We start from the raw sequence: 23,406 nt of genomic DNA, 5'->3' as shown, positions 1-23,406 counted from the left end.
ACGCGTGGCGCCGCGCGGGTCAGCCCGCCGGTGTCGCAGGCATGTTGTACGGGGTGACCACCTGGATCGCGGACGGCAGGACGGGTCCGGCCGGCGGCAGCGCCCCGTGGTGGCGCATCACCTCGTGGCAGGCCTCGCGCAGATCGTGCCGCAGGTCGTGGTGGAGGACGGCGGACAGTCGGTGCTCGCGCAGCAGACGGGTGTTGTCGTGGTCGAGGTCGTGCGCGACGAACACCGCGCAGGGGCGGCCGAGGTCGGCGAAGGCCCGCAGGGTCGCGTTGTTGCCGCCGCCGATGGAGTACACGGCCCGGATCTGCGGGTCGCGCTCCAGGGCGGCACGGACGAGGTCGTACTGGGTGATGTCCAGGCCCTGCCCCTCGGTGATCTCCACCAGGGTGCGCTGCGGGTGCCGGGCCCGCATGACACTGCGAAAGCCCATCTCGCGCTCTTCCTCGTTGCGGAAGAAGCCGCTGCTCAGGCTGGTGAGGACGTTGCCGGACCGTTCGCCGAGCCACTGGCCCATGAGGTAGGCGGCGGTGGCGCCGGCGGCCCGGTTGTCGATGCCGACATAGGCGAGGCGGCCGCTGGCGGGCAGGTCGGTGACCAGGGTGACGACCGGGATGCCGGCCGCGGTGAGCCGGCCCACGGCGGCGGTGACCTCGGGGACGTCCGGCGCCTTGAGGATCACTCCCTGCGAGCCCCGGCGGGCGATCCGGTCGAGCGTCCTGACCTGCTCGGCCGCAGGCCCCGTCTCGCGGAAGTGGAAGCGGGAGCGGACCACGGCCGGGTGCAGCGCGGGCAGCTCGGCCTCCAGCGCGGCCCGTACGGCCGTGGTGAACCGTTCCGGTGCCTGCACGACGATGTCGACCATGAACGTGCGGCCGACCAGCCGTACCTGGGTGCGCTGGCGGTCCAGGTCGGCGATGGCCCGGTGCACCTCCCGGGCGGTGCTCTCCCGCACCCCTCCCCTGCCGTTCAGGACGCGGTCCACCGTGGCCTCGCTCAGGCCTGCCTGACGTGCGATCTCCCGGAGGGGAAAGGGGTGCCCCATGGGCCGGCTCCTTGAGGGGTTTTTGATGGCTGCCTGCTGGTTGTTCGAGGGGTTTGTACTGACAAGAATGACAGGACCGCGTGGGCCGCGTGGCTTCCGTGAACGAAAGAAGGACACCGATGTCCCTCAGCGCCGCAACAGGCCGGGCCTGGCTGTCCGAGCAGGACTGCGACCTCGACGCCTTCCGCGCTCTCGTGGCACGGACCACGGACCTCGCCGCATACCCGCACGCCGCGTCGGTGGCGGACGGCGTCCTGGTCTACGACGGCGAGCGGCTGCGGGCGGCCGGTGACCGGGGGACTCTGCGTGCCGAACTGGTACGGGCGCTCGCCGACGGCCCCGGGATCGTGGTGGTCCGGGGCGCGTTCCCCGAAGCCGCGGTGGTGGACCGGGTCACGGCCGCGTTCGAGGCGCTGCTCGCCGAGCAGCGGGCCTCCGGCGCGCGGGCCGGGGACCACTTCGCCAGGCCCGGCGCCAACGACCGGGTGTGGAACGCGCTGGAGAAGACGGCGCTGTACGACCCGGAGGCGTTCGCCGACTACTACGCGAACGACGTCCTGGCTCTGGTCGCGGCGGCCTGGCTGGGCCCGGGCTACCAGGTGACCTCGCAGGTCAACGTGGTCAACCCGGGCGGTGCGGGGCAGACCGCGCACCGCGACTACCACCTCGGCTTCCTGAGCAACGCCGTGGCGGGGGCCTACCCGGCGCACGTGCACCGCCTCTCCCCCGTGCTCACGCTCCAGGGCGCGGTCGCCCACTGCGACATGCCCGTCGAGTCCGGTCCGACGCTGTACCTGCCGTACTCCCAGCTCTACGAGCCGGGCTACCTGGCCTGGCGGCTCCCGGAGTTCCGGGCCCACTTCGAGGGCCATCACGTCCAGCTCCCGCTGGCCAAGGGTGATGCGGCGTTCTTCAGTCCGGCGCTGCTGCACGCGGCGGGCGCGAACCGTACGGCGGACGTGCGCCGCACGGCCAACCTCCTGCAGATCTCCTCCGCCTTCGGGCGTGCGATGGAGACGGTGGACCGGGAGGCGGTGGCCAACGCGGTCTTTCCGGTGCTGCTGCAGCGGAAGAAGGCGGGCGCCGACGCACAGTGGCTGGAGAACGTGGTCGCCGCGAGCGCCGAGGGCTATCCCTTCCCGACCAACCTCGACGAGGACCCGCCGGCCGACGGTCTGGCTCCGCCGTCGCAGGCGGACCTGATCCGGCGGGCCCTGCACGAGGAGTGGACGCCGGGGCGGCTGCGCGGGGAGCTGCGGGCCGGCGCGGAGCGGCGCGAGAGCTGAAAGGGCACAGGGCACATGGGACTTCTCGACGACAAGGTCGTCCTGGTCAACGGCGGCAGCCAGGGGGTGGGCGCCGCGGTCGCGCGGGCCGCCGTCCACGAGGGCGCCGCGGTGGCCGTCACGGGCCGCCGCACGGAGCCCGGCGAGGCCCTGGTGGCCGAGCTGGCGGCGGACGGCGGCACGTCGATGTTCGTGCGCGCCGACCTGGGCGACGCCGAGCAGGCGAAGGCGGCCGTGGCCGAGGTGGTCGACGCGTACGGAAGGGTCGACTGCCTGGTGAACTCGGCGGGGCTGACCTCCCGGGGCACGCTGCTGGACACCACGCCCGAGCTGTTCGACGCGCACATCGCGGTCAACCTCAAGGGACCGTTCTTCGCGATGCAGGCGGCGGTCGCCGACATGGTGGCCCGAAAGGCGCCCGGCACGATCGTCAACATCATCACCTCGTCGGCGCACGGCGGACAGCCGTTCCTCGCGCCGTACGTCGCCGCGAAGGCGGGGCTGGTGGGTCTGACCCGGAACGCGGCGCACGCCCACCGCTGGGACCGGATCCGGATCAACGGCCTGAACATCGGCTGGACCGCGACCGAGGGTGAGGACGCCACCCAGCGCGCCTTCCACGGGGCGGGCGACGACTGGCGGGAGCAGGCCGCCGCCCGGCTGCCGATGGGCAGGCTCGGCCGGCCGGAGGAGATCGCGGACTTCGTGGTCCTCCTGCTGTCCGACCGTTCGGGCGTGGTCACCGGATCGGTGATCGACTGGGACCAGAACGTGCTGGGCGGGCTGGACTGAAGAGACCGGGCCCGTCCGGCGGTCGCGGACGGGCCCGTAGGGCGGCCGGCGTCCGGGGCACGGCCCCGGCAGCGGACAGCAACACGCACAAGGAGCAATGGAGCACATGCGTATCGGAATCCTCGGCCTCGGCCGCATCGGCACCTTCCACGCCGAGACCCTCTCCGGGCTCGACGCCGTCGAGTCACTCGTCGTCACCGATCCGTTCGCGGATGCGGCCAAGTCCGCCGCCGAGCGGTTCGGGGCCGAGTTCGCGGGCTCGCCCGAGGAACTGCTCGCCGCCGGCGTGGACGCGATCGTCGTGGCCGCGGCGACCGACGCCCACCCCGCGCTGATCCTGGCCGGCGTGGAGGCGGGCGTCCCGGTCTTCTGCGAGAAGCCGGTCGCCCGCACCATGGCGGAGGGCGTCGAGGTCCTCAAGGCCGTGCAGGGCAGCGATGCGCCGATCCAGATCGGCTTCAACCGCCGCTTCGACGCGGGGTTCGTCGCCGCACGGGCCGCGGTGCGCGCCGGTGAGCTGGGCAAGCTGCACACCGTCCGTTCGACGACCCTGGACCCGGCGCCCCCGCCTGCCGCCTACGTCGCCGCCTCCGGCGGCATCTTCCGGGACTGCTCCGTGCACGACTTCGACATCATCCGCTGGGTGACCGGCCGTGAGGTGACCGAGGTCTACGCGGTCGGCGGCAACCGGGGGGCCGACTACATCAGGGAGGCGGGCGACGCCGACACCACCGGCGCGATCCTCACCCTGGACGACGGCACGATCGCGGTGGTCTCCAACTCCCGCCACAACGCCCGCGGTTACGACGTCCGTATGGAGCTGCACGGCTTCCAGGACTCCATCGCGGTCGGTCTGGACGACCAGCTGCCGCTGCGTTCGGTCGAGCCCGGCGTGAGCTTCCCGGCGGGCACCCCGCACGACTTCTTCATGGACCGCTTCACCGACGCCTACCGCGCCGAACTCACCGCGTTCACCGATGTCGTGGCCGGCACCCGTCCCTCCCCGTGCACGGTCGAGGACGCCCTGGAGGCGGGCTGGATCGCCGAGGCCTGCACGCTGTCCCTGCACGAGCACCGACCGGTGACGATCGCGGAGGTGCGCGGGGCCTGACGTCCCAGGGCACGGCCCGGCCACCGTGCCCCTTCTCCCCGGGGACCACTGTGCGGCTTCTCCGTGGCCGCCACGGTGGTCCCTCTCCGTAGCGGCCACCGTGCCCCCTCTCCGTAGCGGCCACCGTGCCCCCTCCTCGCGGCGGCCACCGTGCTCTTTCTGCACGTCGGCGGAGAGCCGGACGCCCGTCACTCGTGCCCGGCGCGCAGCCCGTCGACGATCAGCTCCAGAATGCGTGCCGCCCGCGCCTCGCTGTTCCGCGCCGGGTCGATCCGCCAGACCACGCTGAGCTGGAGCAGCACGTCCTCCGGGTCGATGCCCGCCTTGAGGGTGCCGTCGGCGGCGCCGGCCTCCAGCAGCACTCCGATCGCGCCCACGAAGGGGGCGTGGGACGGGTCGTCCCGGCGCGCGTCGGTGGCGGCGTGGACGACCTCCGCCACACCGAACTTGAGGCGTCCGTACCGGGCGACCTCGTCGAACCACAGGCGCAGGGCCGTCAGCGGGGGGGTGCGTCGCGCAGCTCTGGGGCGAGGTCGATCAGGTGGTGGAGGTCGTGCCGGTACAACTCCAGGACCAGCGCCTCGCGCGTCGGGAAGTGCCGGTAGAGCGTCCCGATGCCGACACCGGCCCGCTTGGCGATCGCCGTGCGGGAGGCGGCGCTCGACGCGGAGAGCCCCTCGCGTGCCACAGCGAGGATGCGTGCGCGGTTTCCCGGGCGTCTTTCCGGGTCGGTTTCGGGGGCTGCGCGACGGCTGCGGAGGACCTCGTCACCCCCGCGCGGGACGACACCCCGCGGGTGCTGCGCGCCGCGACGGCGGCCGGCGTCCCCCGCGTCGTCCTGACGTCCGCCGCGAGCCCCTCGTCGTACACCGCGGAGGGGGTCACGGACGAATCGCTGTGGACGGGTCCCGACGATCCGACGCTGCTCCCCTACCGCCGCTCGAAGACCCTGGCCGAGCGGGCGGCCAGATCACGCCGGCCCTCGGCCTCGCAACCGGCACAGCACCGAGAAGGCCCGGAGGATGCTGGGCCGGCAGCCGCGGCCCTCCGCACAGACCGTGCTGGACTGCGCCGGGAGTCTGCTCGACCACGGCGCCGTCCGGCCCGGTGCGGCTCAGAGGCAGTAGCGCACGAGCCACTCGTCCGCGCTGTACCGGTCGCGCGCCGGGTCCGGCAGAGTCGCCGGCCTGGTCTCCACCGTGTCCTCCGGGCGTATCCGCTCGGGCAGCCGGCTGAAGCGGCCGGGGCGCGCCGTGCCGGTCACCTCGGCGGCCTGCCGGGGCGTCTCATGGAATTCCGTGCGGTGTGCCATGTCGTCCTCCCCTCCTTGCGGGCGTCTCCCCGTCGTCACCGAGAACGCCCGCACGACCCCGTTCGTTCCCGGCCACCGCCGGACCGAACCCTCAGGCCCCGCACGACCTCAGAAACCTGCGCGTGCGGACCGCGATCGGCAGCGGTTCGTCCGGCTCGCACGGATACATGTCCTGCTCGACGATCGCGAACAGGTCCACGCCGAGCCGCTGTGCCGCTTCCAGGACGGGCCCCAGCTCGGGGACGCCGCCCGGCGGTTCGCACATGACGCCCCGCTGGACGGCCGGCCCGAACGGCACCTCGTGCGCGACGACCTCGGCGAGGACGTCCGGGTCCACCTGCTTGAGATGCAGGTAGCCGATGCGTTCGCCGTAGGTCTCGATCAGTTTGACGCTGTCCCCGCCGCAGTAGGCGTAGTGCCCGGTGTCCAGGCACAGGTTGACCAGTTCGGAGTCGGTGGAGTCCAGGAACCGCTCGACGTGCGCCTCGGTGTCGATGTGCGTGTCGGCGTGCGGGTGGACGACCAGGTCGAGGCCGTAGGTCTCCCTGACCTCGTGGCCGAGCCGTTCCATCCCCTTGGTCAGGTGCGCCCACTGCTCGGCCGTCAGCTCCGGCGGCTCCAGGATCTCGGCGGTCTTGTCGTCCCGCCAGAAGGAGGGGATGACGACGAGGTGCCGCGCGCCCATGGCCCGGGTGAGGGCGGCGACCTGGCCGACATGGGCCCAGGTCTCGTCCCAGACGGACGGGCCGCGGTGCAGGCCGGTAAAGACCGTACCGGCCGACACCTTCAGGTTCCGCCGGCCCACCTCGTCCGCCAGTCGTGCCGGGTCGGTGGGGAGGTAACCGTACGGGCCCAGTTCGATCCAGTCGTAGCCGGCCTCGGACACCTCGTCGAGGAAGCGTTCCCAGGGGACCTGCCGGGGGTCGTCGGGGAACCAGACGCCCCACGAGTCGGGGGCCGATCCGACCCGGATGCGGTCCAGGGCAGGGGGCTTCGCCATGTCAGGTGGTCCCTTCGGGGGAGTGCGCCACGGGAGCGGTGAGGTCCTCCTCTTCCGGGAGTTCCTCGACGTCGACCCCGCGCACCTGGGCAAGCTCGTGCTTGAGGGCCGCGAGTTCGGCGCCGCCGGCCATGTGGTTGGTCAGCTCCTCCAGCGTGATCTCGCTGCGCTCGGCGCTCAGTTCGAGGGTGCCGAGGCGCAGGACGCTGAAGTGGTCGCCGACCATGTAGGCGTGGTGGGGGTTGTGGGTGATGAAGATGACGCCGAGGCCGCGTTCGCGGGCGGCCGCGATGTACTTCAGCACGACGCCGGACTGCTTGACGCCGAGGGCCGCCGTCGGCTCGTCCAGGATCAGCACCCGCGCGCCGAAGTACACGGCGCGGGCGATCGCCACGCACTGGCGCTGGCCGCCGGACAGGGTGCCGATGGGCTGCTCCAGGTCGTCCAGGACGATGCCCATGTTGCGTAGTTCCTGGTCCGCGGTCTCCTTCATGCGGGCGATGTCCAGGCGGCGTACCGGCCAGGGGCCCTTGGTCATCTCCGAGCCGAGGAAGAAGTTCCGCCACACGGGCATGAGGGGGACGGTGGCGAGGTCCTGGTAGACGGTGGCGATGCCCCGGTCCAGGGCGTCGCGGGGGCTGCCGAAGCGCACCGGCTCGCCGTCCACGAGGAAGTCGCCCTCGGTGTGCTGGTGCAGCCCTGAGATGATCTTGATGAGGGTGGACTTGCCGGCGCCGTTGTCGCCGAGGACGCAGGTCACCTGGCTGGACCGCACCCTGAGGTCGACGCCGTGCAGGGCGCGGATGTTGCCGTAGGACTTGCCTGCGCCGCGCAGTTCCACGATCGGGCCGTCCTGGGCGGGAGCGGCGTCCTGGAGTACGGCACCGTGGGTGCCGGTTCCGTTGTTGGTCATCGGGTCCTACCTCCGGGTCGCCGTGCGCTGGACCCACAGATTGATCAGGACGGCGCCGAGGAGCATCACGCCGAGGAACGCCTTGAACCAGTCGGGATTCCAGCCGGCGAAGACGATGCCCTGGTTCACCATGCCGAACATGAACGCGCCGAAGACGGGGCCGATCGCGGAGCCGGCGCCGCCGGTGAGCGAGCAGCCGCCGATGACGGCCGCAGCGATGTAGATCAGTTCCTGGCCGACGCCCTCGCCGGACTGCACGGTGTTGAACGAGAACAGGTTGTGCATGCCCACGAACCAGGCGCCGAAGCCGACCAGCATGAACAGGGTGATCTTGGTGAATTTCACCGGGACACCGACGGCACGGGCGCTCTCCTTGTTGCCGCCGACGGCGAAGATCCAGTTGCCGTACTTGGTGCGCAGCAGCACCCAGGTGGCCAGGGCCGCGAAGACCAGCCAGTAGAAGATCGTGATCTTCACCTGGACGCCGCCGATGTCGACGGAGGACGCGAAGATCTTCCTGGCCTGGTCGAAGCCGTCCATGTTGCTGATGTCGTCGGTGGCGACGTTGCCGGTGACCCACTTGGTGACGGCCAGGTTGACGCCCTGGAGGATCAGGAAGGTGCCGAGGGTGACCAGGAAGCTGGGCAGCCCGGTCTTGACCACCATCCAGCCGTTGAAGGCGCCGACCGCGAGCGAGGCGACGAGGGCGACGATCACGCCGGTCCACACGTTCACCGTCAGCTGGTAACTGAGCATGCTCGCGGTGAGCGCGGAGGTGATCACGGCGACGCCGGAGGACAGGTCGAACTCGCCGCCGATCATCAGCAGGGCGACCGGGAGGGCCATGATGCCGATGGTCGAGGACTGGTAGAGGACCGTGGCGATCGAGCTGCCCTGGCGCAGCGAGGGCGCGGCGACCAGGAAGAAGATCAGGACCGCCACGGCGCCGAGGAAGACGCCCACCTCGGGACGGGCCAGCAGCCTGAGGGCCAGGGGACGCCGGGTGGTGCGGCCGTCGGTCTCCTTGGGGCCGGACGCCGGCGGCCTCCCGACCGCCGGCTCAGCCTGCTGGGACATGCTCATCACCGGGTGCCCTTCGCGGCGAACTGGGAGACCTGGTCGACGTTGGACTTGTCGACGAAGGCCGGTCCGGTGAGCACGGGCTGCTCGCCGCCGCCGCTGTAGTTGCCGTTGTTCTTGTAGAGCCACAGGGAGTCGATCGCCAGGTAGCCCTGCAGGTACGGCTGCTGGTCCACCGCGAACTGGATGTCGCCCTTCTTGATGGCGCTGGTCAGCTGGTTGTTCAGGTCGAACGTGGCGACCTCGGCCTTGCTGCCCGCGTCGCCCACCGACTGCACGGCGGTCAGCGCGTAGGGGGCGCCGAGGGTGACGACGTAGTCGATGGCGCTGTCCTGCTTGAGCTTGGCCGTGATCGTCGACTTCACGGACGGCATGTCGGTGCCGTTCACGTACAGCGTCTCAGTCGTGCCGGAAAACGTCTTCTTCACGCCGTCGCACCGCTGGGTGAGGCCGACGTTGCCCTGCTCCTGGACCACACAGACGGCCTTCTTGGCGCCGACCTCGTTCAGCTTCTTGCCGAACGCCTCGCCCGCGACGCTCTCGTCCTGTCCGAAGAACTCCCGCAGGCCGAGCTTCTTCCAGTCGCTGACCCCGGAGTTCAGGCCGACCACGGGAATCTTCGCCGCGTTGGCCTTGCTGACCACGTCCTTCATGGCGTCCGGCTTGGCCAGGGTGATCGCGATGCCGTCGACCTTCTGGTCGATCGCGTTCTGCACCAGGTTGGCCTGGTTGCCGGCGTTCGGGTCGGAGGAGTAGACCAGCTTGACGTTGTCCTTGGCGGCGGCGGCCTCGGCACCCTTGCGGACGATGTCCCAGAAGGTGTCGCCCGGCGACTGATGGGTGACCAGCGCGACCGTCATCCGCGGGGTGTTCGCCTTGCCCGCCGAGGCGTTCGATCCTCCCTCTTCGGACTTCTTCCCCCCGGAGCTGCTGGAGCAGCCCGCGAGGGTGAGTACTGCCGCTGCGGCCACGGCCACGACGGGGGCCAGTCTGCGGGAGCGGGAGTGAGAAGAGCGGTCCATCGTTCCTGCACCTCACTGTGCTTCGGGGGAAGGGGCGCTATTGCGTTGGGACGGGATCCAAGTCCCTCCGGAGGGCCGCTGTCAATACTTTGTTAAGACATCATTTCACAAGCAGGTCCGAATGTAAGTACAAACCATTGACAGCGCCGCCCGTCGGCACCTACACCTGGGAGGCATGAGCCACTCGACAGGTGAAGCGACGAGCCGCCCGACCGTCGCTCGGGCACTGGTGCGGTTCCCGTGCGCCCAGTACACCGCACGCGACGGCGAACGGCACCGGCTGATCGCCGGCACGCGGGGCACCGTCGGGCACGGCAACGTGGCGGGCGCCGGCCGGGCACCGCTCGAACACGGCGACGCCACGCCCTGCCACCAGGGCCGCAACGAGCAGGCGAGGGTGCGCGCGGCCGTCGGACACGCCCGCAGGCCCGACCGTCCCCGGGCACAGGCCGTCACGGCGTCCATCGACCCGATGACGGCCGACCCGGTCACCGGCGCGGCCCTGGCCACCGTCAACCACCTCCCGGTCACCCTGCTGCCCGGCGACGTCTTCACCACGCCCCGCCGACCCGCCGCCGGAACAGCGGGAGCCTCCGGGCCGGTTCCGCCGGCCGCCGCCGGCATCCGGGAACCGCCCCGCCCTGTCCGCGCTCCGGAAGGAGGTGCCCCGTGACGAGGGCCGGTGACTCCGCCCGTCGGACGACCACGCCCACGCTGGACTCCGTGGACTTCGCCCTGGACCGCACCAGCCCCGTGCCGCTCTACCACCAGCTCGCCCAGCAGCTGGAGGCGGCGATCGAAGACGGGATCCTGGCCCCCGGGAATCTCCTGGGCAACGAGGTCGACCTGTCCGTGCGCCTCGGTCTGTCCCGGCCCACCGTCCGCCAGGCGATCCAGTCCCTGGTGGACAAGGGGCTGCTGGTGCGCCGCCGCGGCGTCGGCACCCAGGTGGTGCACAGCCAGGTCAAACGGCCGCTGGAGCTCAGCAGTCTCTACGACGACCTGGAGTCGGCCGGGCAGGACCCGACCACCCGGGTGCTGCGCAACGAACGCGTCCCGGCGAGCACCGGCGTGGCCGCCGCCCTCGGCATCGCGGAGGGCGCCGAGGTCGTCGTGCTGGAGCGGCTGCGCTGCACGCACGGCCAGCCGGTGGCGTTCCTGTGCAACTACCTGCCTGCCGCCCTGCTCGAACTCGGCACCGAGCGGCTGGAGTCGACGGGTCTGTACCGGATGATGCGCTCGGCGGGCATCACGCTGCACAGCGCCCGCCAGTCCGTCGGCGCCCGCAGCGCCACCGCCGAGGAGGCCGCACTGCTGGACGAGGCGGAGGGCGCGGCCCTGCTCACCATGCAGCGCACCGCCTACGACGACACCGGCCGGCCGGTGGAGTACGGCACCCATGTCTACCGGGCGTCGAGGTACGCCTTCGACTTCCAGCTGCTGGTCAGACCCTGAAGCGGAACCACTCGTGTTCACACAGCTCCCGTGGGCGTCCCCGCCCCGGGAGCTTCTTTGCCTGCCCTTCAACGAAGTTGCAGGTAACGATGACGATTACGTTTCGGGCAAGACGCCTTCCCGTGCGACCCGAGCTATTGACGCATGAGCGGACATGGGGCTGTTATTACGCCCACGATGTTCGGTCGAGTTGGTTTCTGATCGGTTTCGAGAACCTTTCGGTGATCGACTCATCCCCTTGACCGAACCCTGTAATCCTCAGGAGCCGCCATGCGCCTCTCCCCTTCCGGTCGTGCCGTCCCGGGTCCCAGCCGCCGTTCGCTGCTGCGCGGAGCGGGCGGTGCCGCCCTCCTCGCCGGTGCCGGCATACCCCTGCTGTCCGCCTGCGGCGGCAGCGGCTCGTCCTCCGACCCGAAGACCGTCACCCTCGGCTCCAACGCCTCGGACGCGGTGCCGAAGAAGGCCTTCGAGAGTGTCTACGCGGCCTTCAAGAAGCAGTCCGGCCTCACCGTCGATGTGAACACGAAGGACCACAACACCTTCCAGGAGCAGATCAACTCGTATCTGCAGGGCACACCGGACGATGTGTTCAACTGGTTCGCGGGCTACCGGATGCAGTTCTTCGCGGCGAAGAAGCTGGCCACGCCGATCGACGACGTGTGGGCGAAGATCGGGGACAACTTCCCCGACGCAATGAAGAAGCTCAGCAAGGGCGAGGACGGCAAGTACTACTTCGTCCCGCTGACCACGTACCCCTGGGCGGTCTTCTACCGCAGAAGCGTCTTCCAGCAGCACGGCTACAAGGTCCCCGGCAGCTGGGACGAACTGGTCGCCCTGTGCAAGCAGATGAAGAAGGACGGACTGGTCCCGATCGCCTTCGGCGACAAGGACGCCTGGCCGGCGATGGGCACCTTCGACCAGATCAACTTCCGCCTCAACGGGTACGACTTCCACGTCCAGCTGATGGCGGGCAAGGCCTCCTGGACCGACGCCAAGGTCAAGGCCGTCTTCGACCACTGGAGCGAGCTGCTCCCCTACCACCAGGACGGCTTCATGGGCCGCACCTGGCAGGACGCCGCCCAGTCGCTCGTGTCCAAGAAGGCCGGCATGTACCTCCTGGGCTCCTTCGTGGCCCAGCAGTTCACCAACAAGGCCGACCTGGACGACCTCGACTTCTTCCCCTTCCCGGAGATCAACTCCGCGTACGGCCAGGACACCGTGGAGGCGCCCACCGACGGCTTCATGGTCAGCAAGAGTCCGAAGAACCACGCCGGTGTCCTCAAGCTGCTGGAGTACCTCGGCAGCCCGGCGGCCGAGCAGCTCTACCTGAAGACCGACCCGAGCGTGGTGGCCGCCTCCAGCAAGGCCGACACCTCCGCGTACTCGACGCTGCAGAAGAAGGCGTTCGAGATGATCAGCGGCGCCAAGACCCTGACCCAGTTCATGGACCGCGACTCCCGCCCCGACTTCACCTCGACGGTGATGCAGCCCGGGCTGCAGAAGTTCCTCCAGAACCCGAAGGGCGTGGACGGCTTGCTGTCGTCGATCGAGCGCCAGAAGAAGCAGATCTTCGCGTCCTCGTGAGCAGCCCGATGACGACGGACACGACGACGAAGTCCCCGGAGGCGGCCCCCGTGCCGCCTCCGGGCACTGCGCTTGGGAAGAAGCGGGCCACGCAGGGCCACCGGCGCCTGCTGACCCGCCGTGACCGCATCACGCTCGCCCTGATGGCGGGCGTGCCCACGGTCCTGCACGTGGCCCTGGTCTGGGTCACCGCGCTCGCCTCCATCGCGCTCGCCTTCACCACCTGGGACGGCATCGGGTTCGGCTCGATCAAGTGGGTGGGCCTCGACAACTTCACACAACTCTTCGACGACAACCCGCAGTTCTGGCCGGCCGTCCAGCACAACGTCATCTGGTTCGTGGTGCTGATCCTGATCCCCACGCCGCTCGGTCTGTTCCTGGCCGTGCAGCTGGACAAGAAGATCCGGTTCAGCCGGGTCTACCAGACGGCGTTCTTCCTGCCCGTCGTCATCTCGATGGCGTGCATCGGCTTCGTCTGGCAGCTGGTCTACAACCCCGACACGGGCCTGATCAACAGCATCATCGGGGCCAACAAGCCCGGCCACTACATCGACTGGATCGGCGACCCGAAGCTCAATCTGTGGGCCGTTCTGATCGCCGCGTCCTGGCGGCACACCGGCTACATGATGATCCTGTACCTGGCCGGCCTGAAGAGCGTCGACCCGTCCCTGAGGGAGGCCTCGGCGCTGGACGGGGCCAATGAGTGGCAGACGTTCAAGAGCGTCATCTTCCCGACCCTGCGCCCGACCAACACGGTCGTCCTCGTCGTCACCATCATCGAGGCGCTGCGCGCCTTCGACCTGGTCTTCGTCTTCAACAAGGGTGCCCAGGGCACCGAGTTGCTGTCGATCCTGGTGACCAACAACATCATCGGCGAGTCGAGCCGCATCGGTTACGGGTCGGCCATCGCCGTCGTCCTCCTGGTGATCTCCCTCGCGGTGATCATCCCGTATCTGGTGGCCACCTTCCGGAAGGAGCGGCGATCGTGAGCGCCCCCACCATGACCGCTCCGCCGAAGCGGCGCGCCCCGCTCCGGCCCGCCCGGGTCCTGCTGCACGTCTTCCTCGCGGGCACCGCCCTGGCCTGGCTCGCCCCGCTGCTCTGGGCGGTCTTCTCGGCGCTGCGTCCCTACAGCGAGACCAGCGCCAAGGGCTACGTCTCCTGGCCGGACACGCTGAACCTCGACAACTTCAAGAACGCGTTCACGCAGTCGGACATGCTGCACTACTTCGGCAACACGCTGGTGGTCGCCGTACCGGCCGTACTGCTGACGCTGTTCCTGTCGTCGATGGTCGCGTTCTACGTAAGCCGCTTCGACTTCCGGCTCAACCTCGCGCTGCTGCTGGTGTTCACGGCGGGCAACCTGCTGCCGCAACAGGTCATCATCACCCCGCTCTACCGGCTGTACCTGCTCACGAACCTGCCGGGCATCACGGCGAGCGGCAAGCTGTACGACTCGGCGCTGGGCCTGGTCCTGATCCATGTGGCCTTCCAGTCCGGGTTCTGCGCCTTCGTGCTGAGCAACTACATGCGTTCGCTGCCGCACGAGCTGACGGAGGCCGCACTGGTCGACGGCGCCTCGGTGTGGCGGCTGTACTGGCAGATCACGCTGCCGCTGTGCAAGCCGGCCATGGCGGCCCTGGCGACCCTGCTGTCCATCTGGATCTACAACGACTTCTTCTGGGCCCTCGTCCTCATCTCGACCGGCGAGAACATGCCGATCACGTCGGCCCTCAACAACCTCTCCGGCCAGTACTTCACCGACCCCAACCTGGTGGCCGCGGGCGCCCTGCTCACCGCGATCCCCACGCTGATCGTGTACTTCGCGCTCCAGCGCCAGTTCGTCAGCGGCCTGACCCTGGGCTCCAACAAGGGCTGAGGCCCCCGCAGCCGAAAGAGGCCGAAGAGAACTCTCACGGTCGCGTCCGGGGACGTGGGGGCGGTCCGGGAGCCGAGCGACCGGTGAGCGGCGGGGCGGAGGCGAGGAAGGGGGAAGGCAGAGGCGGGAGCGGAAACCGAATCCACAAGTCGCACCACTTGAAGTGTCGACCCGCTGCTGATGGGATGCGCGGCACCACGAACACCGTCGGACCGGAGGTTTCCGTGCTGCGCGCGATCCTGACGACGGGCGCGGTCATCGCGGTGCTGCTCGCCCCCACCACCGCACCCGCCGCTGCCGCCGCCCCTGCCCATGCCGCAGTCCCTGCCGCTGCCTCTGCCTCTGCCTCTGCCTCTGCCTCTGGCGACGAGACCGCGCAGGCCATTCCCCGGCTCACCGACCGTCACGGGCGGGTCCTCACCCTGCACGGCTGGAACATCGAGGACAAGGTGCACCGGGGCGACCAGGCCCTCTCCGGCATCACCGAGCGCCACCTGCGCGACATGCGGGCCAAGGGCTTCGACTTCGCCCGTCTGCTGGTCTTCTGGGACGACCTCGAACCGAGGCCGGGACAGTACAGCCAGAGCTATCTGCGCAGGATCGAACGCATCCTGGACTGGGCCGAGCGCTACGACATCAAGGTCCTCATCGACGCCCACCAGGACGTCTTCGGACCCGCCTTCGGCCACCGCGGGATCCCCGCATGGGCGACCAGGACCGACGGACTGCCGTTCACGCCCCATCCGGACGACTGGTTCGCCGAGTACTTCGAGCCCGCCGTGCAGCGGGCTTTCAGCCATCTCTACGAGGACCCGGACCTGCGCCGGGCGCAGGCCAGGATGTGGCGGACCCTCGCCGGCCGCTTCGCCCGGCACCCGGCCGTGCTCGGCTACGACCTGATCAACGAGCCGATGGGCGAGCTGCACCCCGGGGAGGACCTCGCGACGGCCGCGCGGCGGATCGAGCGCGACCAGCTCACGCCGATGTACAACCGCCTGGCCCGCGCAGTGCGTTCGGCCGACGACGACGCCTGGGTGTTCGTCGAGCCCACTCCGATCGTGGGCGAGGGCGTGCCGACCGGCCTCGGCCGCGTTCACGATCCGCGGGTCGTGTACGCGCCGCACTTCTACAACGCCGCCATGGAGGCAGGCGGGGACTACGATCCCGGCGCCGGCTGGATCGAGGCGTACGAGCGGGCCGTCACCGACTACCCGGCGCAGTACCGGGTCCCCGTCGTGATCGGCGAATGGGGTCCGCTCGACAGCACGCTGCCGAACATGCGCCGCTTCTACCGTGACGCGATGGCCTCCCTGGGCCGCTACGCCTCCGGCTGGGCGGGCTATGTGTGGTGCTACGGCGGCGGGTACTGCGCGGTCGACGACACGGGCGCGTTCCGCACCAACAAGGAGCTGACCGCCGAACCGTACGCGCAGAGCGTCGCGGGCACGGTCCGCTCCGCCTCGTACGACGCCGTGCGGGGTGTGTACCGGCTGGCCTACCGCGCGGCACCCCACGGTTCCCGGCTGACCGAGCTGTCCCTGCCGCCCGGCAGCTGGCGGGTCGAGGCGGACGGCGCGCTCGTCGTCCGCCGTACCCCCGGCCGGGCGTGGGTGCTGGCCGCTCCGGGCAGTCGAGTGGGTGTCACCGTCGTAAGGAAATGTGCCGCCCGCGCCGCAACTGCACACTCCGGCACTGACCGAGGCAGATGAAACCCTGCAGAAACAGCGACGGCCGCCCTCTCATGAGCTGAGAGAACGGCCTCCGACCTGCATTTCTGCACAGTCGGGACGACAGGATTTGAACCTGCGACCCCTTGACCCCCAGGAGTAGGGGTCAAGGGTATTTTCTGGATGTAGCAGACTTAATCGGGGCGGATAATGTGCATAGCAGGCTCCGTCGTGCACCATCGCGCACACCGCGTGGTCCCCAACTGGTCCCCACGACAGTGGGGACGACGAACGACGTTGTCTGCTCAGAGAGGCGTCCCCCTCGGTCAAACAGGCGGCTCAAGAGGAACCTTCCCTGAAGGCATTCAGCACCCGCTTCAGGTCCTTGCCCCCAGAGACGTCCGCCGTCGCCGCCTTGGTTGGTTTGGCTACTCCGGACCGAGGTGAATGTAGGGGACCCACCGGGTGGGTGGGCCGCGGCGGGCGGGACGGGCTCGATCGACGGCGCCACGCGTCCCGATCAGGAGGAGGCGAGGGACACATGCCGCCCCCCTGGGCGGGGAAATACTGCCTCTTCAGTACAGCACCGTCCCGCTGCGGCCGCTCATGCGGATGCCATAACCAGCTCAAGAACTCGCCTGCCCCCCATCAGAACTAGCCTCAAATGAACGTCACTTCAGCGTCAAGGTATCGCCCGTAACGCCCACACCACACACGATGCGCGCCAGCAAAACTGCAGGTCAGGAACCCTTTGCGGCCGACTCACATCTCATTGACTACGGACCCCCGGAAGGCCGTGGAGTGAGGAACCTACCGTTCCTGATGCCCTGCGGTAGGCATCACTCCTCGACAGCTGAGAGCAGGCTGGCAACTGCCACGACAAGCAGGCGACGGCCACAGAGGGATGTGGGGCGACATGCACGAGCCAGGCAATATTCCGTTGGAGACGGAACGGCTGCAAGGACACGCCGAACGCGCCTTCGTCGAGGTACAACGGGCGGATACGAAAGCAACGGCTTTGTGCGGAATAGCCGGTGGCCTGCTGGCTGCGGGGGTGGCCGTGCTGTCGAGTGCACACGACATGGCCCCCATCGCGGTGTTCTTCTTGGTCCTGGTGTGTCTTTTGCTGATGGCCGCGATAGGGGCTGCGCTGCTCGCGCTGCGGCCCGTGGTCCCAAGGGCGGGGCTGCATACCGAATTGATGGGCGAGGCGCTCGTACACCACCGGGTCGGTGTGATTTCAGGCTGGACACCCGTGCGTCTTCACCGGCCAGGAGGCGGGAGGCGACGGACAGAACTTGAAGGGGGCTGGTCAGCAGGTCCTGTACTTCACGCTCTTTGAAAAGGATGCGCCCGTCGTCCCCGACCACAAGGTCCAGAAGTTCCGCGCCTCTCCGCACTGGCCACAGGGCAACCTCGTGCACGACAGCCCTGCCCAGCTCGATTCCAGGTCTGCACGTGGCGAGAATCCGGGCCGTCGGGTGAGCGGCCAGCAGAAGCCTGGCCTCGTACAGGAGCTGTGCAACCTGCTCGGGTGAGAGCCTATCGAGATCGTCGATCACGATACGCCCGAGTCCACTCGGCGGCTCGCCGCCCGCGCGCGTGATGGCATCCAGCAGATCCGGTACGGCCTTGCCCGCATCCACCCACACAGGGATCACTGCATCAGGGTCCCCCGCAGCCTCGCGGAGCCCTTCCCGCCACCAATTCTCGGCTTCCTCACTCTTGCCGGCGCCCATCGGAGCGACCAGCACCGCCAGAGTGCCGACAGGGACGGTCACCACCTGCGATGAGGATTTGTCAGCCCAGTCCAGAACGGCATCGACACGTTCCTCGGGCCCAAGACTCAGTCGTGCCTCACGGCGGTATTGCGAGGCACGGGTCGCAACGGTGAGGGCATCTGACCTGGACTTGTGTCCGGCGGACACAGCGTCGCGCAACTGCGCGAGGACGTCACCAGAGGTGATGGCACCAGCATAGGTACGGCGGATGGAGTCATACCGATCGAGGTAGCGGCACAGCTGGTCGTAGGACCATACTGCCCAGCCCTTGAGCCCGAGGCGTGCCGCATACGTGGACACGAATTGCTCGATCTGGGCAATGCCTCCGCTGCCCGGCACGGGAGTCAGGATCACATTGGTGGTGAAGATCAGATACTCGGGCGGCCGCTCCCGCTTCGAGGCCGGGCTGAGCCACGCTTCGAGTTCCTCTTTAACCTGCCCCTTCAGCCACGAGACCGCATCCTGGGGCTGTTGATCCGTACGCTGTCGAAACTTGGCCTGCACCACCCCGTAGCCGTCCCATGCGTCAAGCTCGCTCGGGTAGGGCACCCGCCCCTCGAACGTTGCCTCACGCCCGCCGTCCCTGCCGTCCCCGAAGACGGAGACGCCCGGCCCGAGGATCGCCTGGGCCAGAGCCTGCGACACGTGCTCGAACTCCCGGGTGCTCAGCCCGCTGAGGTTGTGATCCACCCCGCCATGATGCCGCCGCGGCTATCTCCCGACCGCCTATTGGAACATTTTCCCCGGCCGGGCCTCTGCGACAACGCCAATTCACGTGGCTTGACCAGCCCAGCGACACACCTGACGTCCCATCAGAACGAGCATCAAATGAGCGTCACGAGCGTCATTTCAGCGTCAAGGTATCGCCCGTAACGCCCACACCGCACATAATGCGCGTCAGTGACACCGCAGGTCAGGAGCCCTTTCCGGCAGGCTCAAGGATCGCCACGCACTCCACATGATGCGTCATCGAAAAGAGGTCGTCCCAGACGAGTCACGAAGAACACCAGCTCAGGGACTGTTTTCCGGCTCATTGCTCCGCGTGCGTCCGCCGAGAGCGTCAAACGAGCGTCAAGACCAACGGTCCATTCCTCCTCATCACTCGCGACCGGCATTCGGGACTTCAAGGACAGCTTCCTCCTGCGCCACCAGGACGTGCTCGAGCAGTCGCAGCAGGAAAGGCGAGCCTTCGATGCATGCCGGAATCCGGTTGGGGTACTCGACGCCATTCGGGCTTGAACAGAGGAGAAACATGGACGACGTCGCCGCTCCCAGCAGGGAAATCGCTCCCCTGTCCGGGCATCAGGCGCGTTCTGGCGCCCTGCTCGACGGAACGCTGGAAAACCTGCGGGCGTCCGCCATCGCGGTCGACGACGATGGCCTCATCGTCGCGGTCAACAGCGCGGCCCAGAGCCTGCTGGGCAGAGAAGCCTCAGAGCTCGTCGGTCAGGACTTCCACGACCTGCTGCACCGGGACAGATACGGGCACTCGGTGCCGCGCACGCGCTGCCGAATAAGGAAGGCCATCCTCACGGGGGACACCAGACATGGGGACGCCGACTGGTTCGCCTGCGGGGACGGCACTCTCGTCCAGTTGTCCTGGCTGGTCACGCCCTACTCACCCGGTCCGGGCGGGACAGGTGCGCTGGCGATGCTGTACGAGCCGAAGCCAGGGGACGTGCGCCACACCGGCGGCGGGCACTCCGCGTCGCTGACGGAACTGGACCGCCTGTCCCTGCTGGCGGAGACGACCACGCAGCTCACGTCCACCCTGGACGTGGACGAGGCGCTGCACCGACTGGCGGCCCTGACCGTGCCCCGGCTCGCGGACTGGGCCGTGTTCGACCTGCTCACCGAACGTGACGAAGTACGACGCGTTCTCGTGATGGAGCACAAGGACGGCATTCTCGTCGAGCGGGACGACCTGCAGGGCCCGATGCCTCCCGTGCCGGCAGAGTCACCGATGCCCCTGTCACGGGCCCTGCGCGGCGCCGCCTCCTCCCTCGCCGGCCCCGCCACCTACCAAGGTCCGCCCGACTCCGGCATAGCGGTCGAGCAGCAGCGCCTCTTCACCGCGACAGGTATGCACTCCGCCGTCATCGCACCCATTCGCGGACTGCGCGACGTACTCGGCGCCCTGACCCTGGGCCGCGCCCAGCGTCACGACCCCTTCACCCCTGCCGACCTGCCGCTGCTGGAGGACCTCACCCGCCGGGCGGGCCTGGCGCTGGACAACGCGCGCCTGTACCAGCGCCAGCGCAAAGTCGCCGAGACCATGCAACGCCACCTGCTGCCCCAGCTGCCCGTCCTGCCCGGGCTGGCGATGACCGCGCGCTACGTACCCGCTCCGGACGCCTCATCCGTGGGCGGTGACTGGTACGACGCCTTCGCTCTGGCCGCCCACGCCCACGCACTGGCCATCGGCGACGTCGTCGGACACGACCTCGACGCCGCAGCCGGCATGGCGCAGGTCCGCAACATGCTGCGCGCCTTCGCCTGGTCCCACCCCGAGGCCGCACCCAGCGCCGTCGTCACTCGGCTCGACGATGCCGTGATGCACATCGCCGAGGTACCCATGGCCACCATGATCCTCGCCAGGCTCACCCTCGGGGATGACACACTGTGGCGCCTGCGCTGGACGAACGCCGGCCACCCGCCACCCCTGCTCATCACCCACGACGGTCAGACCCGCTACCTCGACGAGGCGCACGGCATACTCCTCGGAACCGGAGTCACCAGACCTCGCCCCGACGCCGTCACCGTCCTGCCACCCCAGGCCACGCTCCTGCTCTACACCGACGGACTGGTCGAATCCCCGCACCACTCCATCGATCACGGGCTTGACCGGCTGCGCCGACACGCGGCCTCCCTCGCCCACCGCTCCCTCGACTCCTTCTGCGACTTGCTGCTGGACCAGGTCCGCCCCAGTGACAACGATGACGACGTCGCCATGATCGCGCTGCGCACACCCCCTCCCGTAGGACGCGCCTGACCCGCGCGTGAGTCAGATCGAGTGGGCGGAACGGGAGACTGTCGAAGGTCCCGAGCCGGTGGGCTGAGGCTTCGAACGCCTCTCTCCGCCGCGCGAGAACTTCGCGCTGTGCGGGCCCCGCACTGCCCCGCCGGTGAGCGGGACCAGCACGCGGTGTCCGCGTGCCGGTTCGCCGCGGAGGACGGGCACCGTGGGCATGCGGGGTCGGGGCGGCCAGGAGGAGCTGTTTGGTGAAGGCGTACGGCAGGTTCTGCGGTGCTCTCGGTATCGGCGACATGGTGTCCAGGTCGGCTCCGGCGTATGACCATCACCTTCGACGGCGGACTCGGCCCAGCACGACATGCGCCGCGGCTGCCGGCCGCCGAACAGGCCGCCCGGGCCCAGTCGCAGCACCTGTACGACCTGACCGCCGCCCTGGCCGGCGATCACCCTCGCGGAGGTTTCCCGCGCCGTCAGCGAGGCGGCGCCGACCGCTCTGGAGGCCACCGCGGCGGAGCTCTGTCTGCATTCGGCACGGCTGGTACCGCCCTTGCAGCCGGAGGACAACGGCCTTCCGGCCGGTGCGGGCGGCTGGACCGACCTGGACCGGCCGTCTTCCTCCGACCGCCCGCTCGCTCGTGAAGCCGCGGACGCGGTTCCCTTTGCCCTGTCGCTGGAGGCGGACGGCGTCCACCTGGGCATGCTGATCGTCTACGGCTCAGACAGCTCCACCGCTCCCGAGTATGTGACGGCCGCGCGATCCGTGCGAGCCAGCCGGCGCCGCACGCGTGAAGCAGGCACGCCGTGCCCGCGGTCCCACAGACCGATCGTCCTCCCGGCGGCACACGAAAGCCGCTCACCGGGGCGATTCCAGGGCCGGTCGGCGGGGCCGCTCGGCCACAGGTAGGCGCCCTCTGGCGGCCCTGCCGCAGGACGAGACGTAGCGCACCGCGAGTTGGCGCATCTGGCCGCTGAGAACCGGAAACGGCTTCGGTCACCGGTGGACACGCTGCCGCGACGGCCCGCCGCATGGTCGTCCGCGCCCTTGCTCGCCGCGGTCCATGCCGTCCGGGAGTCGCGCCGCGGGACCTCCGCACGCCGCCGCAGCCCGGCTGGGGGCACGGCCACCCGTAAGGCCGGGGGCGGGGACACGGCAGGAGGTCGCGCGGGTTCCATCGCGGTGCGGGTCCCGCCCCCGACTGCAACACGCCTACCCTGCTGCCGTTTGGGACACCTATGGACTGTATGACCTCTTACGTACCAGCTCGCCTAACGTCCGGCATGCGCACGGGGCCCGGCCGTCATGTCGGCCGGACCCCGTGATGAAGGCGCGCTGCGGGTCAGATCACCATCGGTACCAACGACCTCGGCCGCCACCGGCGGTGGTGGAGCGCATGACGAAGCCGAGAAGCCACAGCACCAGGACGACGACGGCGACCCACCAGAGGATCTTGATGGCGAAGCCGGCACCGAAGAGGAGCAGGGCAAGAAGCAGAACAAGCAGCAGGGGAACCATGTCTATCAACCTCCTGCACTCTCGTCTGCCCTGCAATTCCGGCGCCATTCACCGAATACGCCTTGTTTGTGAAAGGAGCGCCGGGGCACAAGCGGGTTACCGCGACAGCGGCACGCGAGCTATCAGGAGGTACTCTTCCATGACTGCCGGCGAGAAGGCCAAGGCAAAGATCGAGCAGGCCGAGGGCAAGGCCAAGGAAGCCGTGGGAAGCGCCATCGGAAACGACCGTATGGCTGCTGAGGGGCGGGCTGAGAAGAGCACGGGTGATGCCCGTGAGGCCAAGGAAAAGGCGAAGGACGCGTTCAAGCACTAAACCTGAATTCTCCATCGAGAATTCGAAAGGGGCCTGCCCGGCGTGACTCCGGGCAGGCCCCTTTCGACGGATCGCCGAGGGCCGAACACGCCAGCACTGAGTCTCGCCTCAACTGCTCATCGGCCTTCTCGCCCGCCACCATGCCGACGATTTCCCGTCCATGACCGTCGCTCAAGTCGCCACCAGGCCCGCACCCGCAGGCCCCCGGCGGACACGGGAACGTGCCGACGGCTCTGTTCACCACACGGTAGATGGCCGGACAGTCGTCGGCGGCATGGACGTTGATCATCCTCGGAGGGGCGGGAGCCCTGTGGTCGGGGTCCAGCTATCTGAGCGTCTTCCGCCGGGCGTTGCACGCCATGCATCGGACCAGCGCACACCGGCCGCTCTGGCGCACTGCTCCACGTATCGCCGCCACGGCCCTCGTCCTGATCTCCCTACTTCTCACGTCGGCCCTCGCACTGTTTCTCACTGGCAGCCTGGCCCGGCGTCTGGGCCGCGTGCTGTCTCTGGGCACCTGGCCCCAGGCCGCCTGGGACACACTGCGGTGGCCGGTCGTGGCCGCCGTCGCCGCCGCCTGTGGACGCTCACGTAATTCCCCAGGACTGAGTTCACGTAATTCCCCAGGTCCTGATGCGCCGTAGCATGGTGGGGAGTCAGGCACGAACTATGG

At 69.2% G+C, this 23,406-nt stretch carries 21 protein-coding genes and 1 pseudogene; 12 read left to right on the top strand and 10 right to left on the bottom strand.

Features of this window, described 5'->3' with window-relative positions; all coding sequences use genetic code 11:
* Positions 1-19 precede the first annotated feature (19 nt).
* A complete protein-coding gene (locus ACFZCP_RS17830; protein ID WP_391427930.1) occupies positions 20-1,051 on the bottom strand; it encodes a substrate-binding domain-containing protein in 1,032 nt (343 codons plus the stop codon).
* A gap of 119 nt (positions 1,052-1,170) precedes the next feature.
* Between ACFZCP_RS17830 and ACFZCP_RS17825 the strand changes: the two genes are divergently transcribed.
* The 3 genes from ACFZCP_RS17825 to ACFZCP_RS17815 all read left to right on the top strand — a co-directional run bounded on the left by ACFZCP_RS17825 (position 1,171) and on the right by ACFZCP_RS17815 (position 4,240).
* Positions 1,171-2,337 (top strand): phytanoyl-CoA dioxygenase family protein, encoded by a 1,167-nt coding sequence (locus ACFZCP_RS17825; protein WP_391427929.1) that lies wholly within the window; start codon positions 1,171-1,173, stop codon positions 2,335-2,337.
* A gap of 15 nt (positions 2,338-2,352) precedes the next feature.
* Entirely contained in the window at positions 2,353-3,129 is a 777-nt protein-coding gene (locus ACFZCP_RS17820) for an SDR family oxidoreductase (protein WP_362682233.1), read from the top strand.
* 106 nt (positions 3,130-3,235) lie between these two features.
* Positions 3,236-4,240, top strand: coding sequence for a Gfo/Idh/MocA family oxidoreductase (locus tag ACFZCP_RS17815; RefSeq protein ID WP_391427927.1), 1,005 nt, complete (start codon positions 3,236-3,238; stop codon positions 4,238-4,240).
* Between the two features lie 188 nt (positions 4,241-4,428).
* Here ACFZCP_RS17815 and ACFZCP_RS17810 read toward each other — a convergent pair whose 3' ends face one another.
* The 7 genes from ACFZCP_RS17810 to ACFZCP_RS17780 form a co-directional block, all read right to left on the bottom strand.
* Positions 4,429-4,725 (bottom strand): hypothetical protein, encoded by a 297-nt coding sequence (locus tag ACFZCP_RS17810; RefSeq protein WP_391427962.1) that lies wholly within the window; start codon positions 4,723-4,725, stop codon positions 4,429-4,431.
* A gap of 11 nt (positions 4,726-4,736) precedes the next feature.
* A complete protein-coding gene (locus ACFZCP_RS17805) occupies positions 4,737-4,928 on the bottom strand; it encodes a TetR family transcriptional regulator (RefSeq protein ID WP_391427926.1) in 192 nt (63 codons plus the stop codon).
* Positions 4,929-5,354: 426 nt separating this feature from the next.
* A complete protein-coding gene (locus tag ACFZCP_RS17800; protein WP_362682239.1) occupies positions 5,355-5,552 on the bottom strand; it encodes a hypothetical protein in 198 nt (65 codons plus the stop codon).
* Positions 5,553-5,643: 91 nt separating this feature from the next.
* Positions 5,644-6,552 (bottom strand): TIM barrel protein, encoded by a 909-nt coding sequence (locus tag ACFZCP_RS17795; protein WP_391427925.1) that lies wholly within the window; start codon positions 6,550-6,552, stop codon positions 5,644-5,646.
* A 1-nt stretch (position 6,553) separates the two neighbouring features.
* Positions 6,554-7,465, bottom strand: coding sequence for an ATP-binding cassette domain-containing protein (locus ACFZCP_RS17790; protein ID WP_391427924.1), 912 nt, complete (start codon positions 7,463-7,465; stop codon positions 6,554-6,556).
* Positions 7,466-7,471: 6 nt separating this feature from the next.
* Positions 7,472-8,548: an ABC transporter permease gene (locus ACFZCP_RS17785; RefSeq protein WP_362682248.1), complete on the bottom strand. Its 1,077-nt coding sequence runs from the start codon at positions 8,546-8,548 to the stop codon at positions 7,472-7,474.
* A complete protein-coding gene (locus ACFZCP_RS17780; RefSeq protein WP_391427922.1) occupies positions 8,548-9,567 on the bottom strand; it encodes a substrate-binding domain-containing protein in 1,020 nt (339 codons plus the stop codon). The genes ACFZCP_RS17785 and ACFZCP_RS17780 overlap by 1 nt, the downstream gene beginning before the upstream one ends.
* A gap of 175 nt (positions 9,568-9,742) precedes the next feature.
* Here ACFZCP_RS17780 and ACFZCP_RS17775 point away from each other — a divergent pair.
* The 6 genes and pseudogenes from ACFZCP_RS17775 to ACFZCP_RS17750 form a co-directional block, all read left to right on the top strand.
* Positions 9,743-10,163, top strand: a pseudogene (locus tag ACFZCP_RS17775) (3D-(3,5/4)-trihydroxycyclohexane-1,2-dione acylhydrolase (decyclizing)); the annotation flags it as partial.
* A gap of 73 nt (positions 10,164-10,236) precedes the next feature.
* Positions 10,237-11,022 carry a UTRA domain-containing protein gene (locus ACFZCP_RS17770; protein ID WP_391427921.1) on the top strand — a complete coding sequence of 262 codons (786 nt, stop codon included), beginning with the start codon at positions 10,237-10,239 and terminating at the stop codon, positions 11,020-11,022.
* Between the two features lie 270 nt (positions 11,023-11,292).
* The gene (locus ACFZCP_RS17765; protein WP_391427920.1) at positions 11,293-12,606 is read left to right on the top strand and encodes an extracellular solute-binding protein; all 1,314 of its coding nucleotides are present in this window, start codon (positions 11,293-11,295) and stop codon (positions 12,604-12,606) included.
* An 8-nt stretch (positions 12,607-12,614) separates the two neighbouring features.
* Positions 12,615-13,595 (top strand): ABC transporter permease subunit, encoded by a 981-nt coding sequence (locus ACFZCP_RS17760; protein WP_391427919.1) that lies wholly within the window; start codon positions 12,615-12,617, stop codon positions 13,593-13,595.
* Positions 13,596-13,606: 11 nt separating this feature from the next.
* Positions 13,607-14,485, top strand: a complete 879-nt coding sequence (locus tag ACFZCP_RS17755) for an ABC transporter permease subunit (protein ID WP_391427960.1) — start codon at positions 13,607-13,609, stop codon at positions 14,483-14,485.
* 185 nt (positions 14,486-14,670) lie between these two features.
* Positions 14,671-16,194, top strand: a complete 1,524-nt coding sequence (locus ACFZCP_RS17750) for a cellulase family glycosylhydrolase (protein ID WP_391427918.1) — start codon at positions 14,671-14,673, stop codon at positions 16,192-16,194.
* A gap of 797 nt (positions 16,195-16,991) precedes the next feature.
* On the opposite strand, the gene ACFZCP_RS17745 is transcribed toward ACFZCP_RS17750, so the two are convergent.
* Positions 16,992-18,623: a P-loop NTPase fold protein gene (locus ACFZCP_RS17745; RefSeq protein WP_391427917.1), complete on the bottom strand. Its 1,632-nt coding sequence runs from the start codon at positions 18,621-18,623 to the stop codon at positions 16,992-16,994.
* A gap of 562 nt (positions 18,624-19,185) precedes the next feature.
* Here ACFZCP_RS17745 and ACFZCP_RS17740 point away from each other — a divergent pair.
* Positions 19,186-20,925, top strand: coding sequence for a SpoIIE family protein phosphatase (locus ACFZCP_RS17740; RefSeq protein ID WP_391427916.1), 1,740 nt, complete (start codon positions 19,186-19,188; stop codon positions 20,923-20,925).
* 1,324 nt (positions 20,926-22,249) lie between these two features.
* Here ACFZCP_RS17740 and ACFZCP_RS17735 read toward each other — a convergent pair.
* The gene (locus ACFZCP_RS17735; RefSeq protein WP_097251945.1) at positions 22,250-22,420 is read right to left on the bottom strand and encodes a hydrophobic protein; all 171 of its coding nucleotides are present in this window, start codon (positions 22,418-22,420) and stop codon (positions 22,250-22,252) included.
* 139 nt (positions 22,421-22,559) lie between these two features.
* Here ACFZCP_RS17735 and ACFZCP_RS17730 point away from each other — a divergent pair, with 139 nt between their 5' ends.
* Both ACFZCP_RS17730 and ACFZCP_RS17725 read left to right on the top strand, forming a co-directional pair.
* The gene (locus ACFZCP_RS17730) at positions 22,560-22,733 is read left to right on the top strand and encodes a CsbD family protein (protein WP_391427915.1); all 174 of its coding nucleotides are present in this window, start codon (positions 22,560-22,562) and stop codon (positions 22,731-22,733) included.
* Positions 22,734-22,984: 251 nt separating this feature from the next.
* A complete protein-coding gene (locus ACFZCP_RS17725) occupies positions 22,985-23,377 on the top strand; it encodes a YhjD/YihY/BrkB family envelope integrity protein (RefSeq protein ID WP_391427914.1) in 393 nt (130 codons plus the stop codon).
* Positions 23,378-23,406 lie beyond the last annotated feature (29 nt).

The sequence above is a fragment of the Streptomyces sp. NPDC007971 genome (assembly GCF_042958635.1).
Lineage (GTDB): Bacteria > Actinomycetota > Actinomycetes > Streptomycetales > Streptomycetaceae > Streptomyces.
Note: the sequence above shows the minus strand (reverse complement) of the source record. Positions and strands in the feature narration are given on the sequence as shown.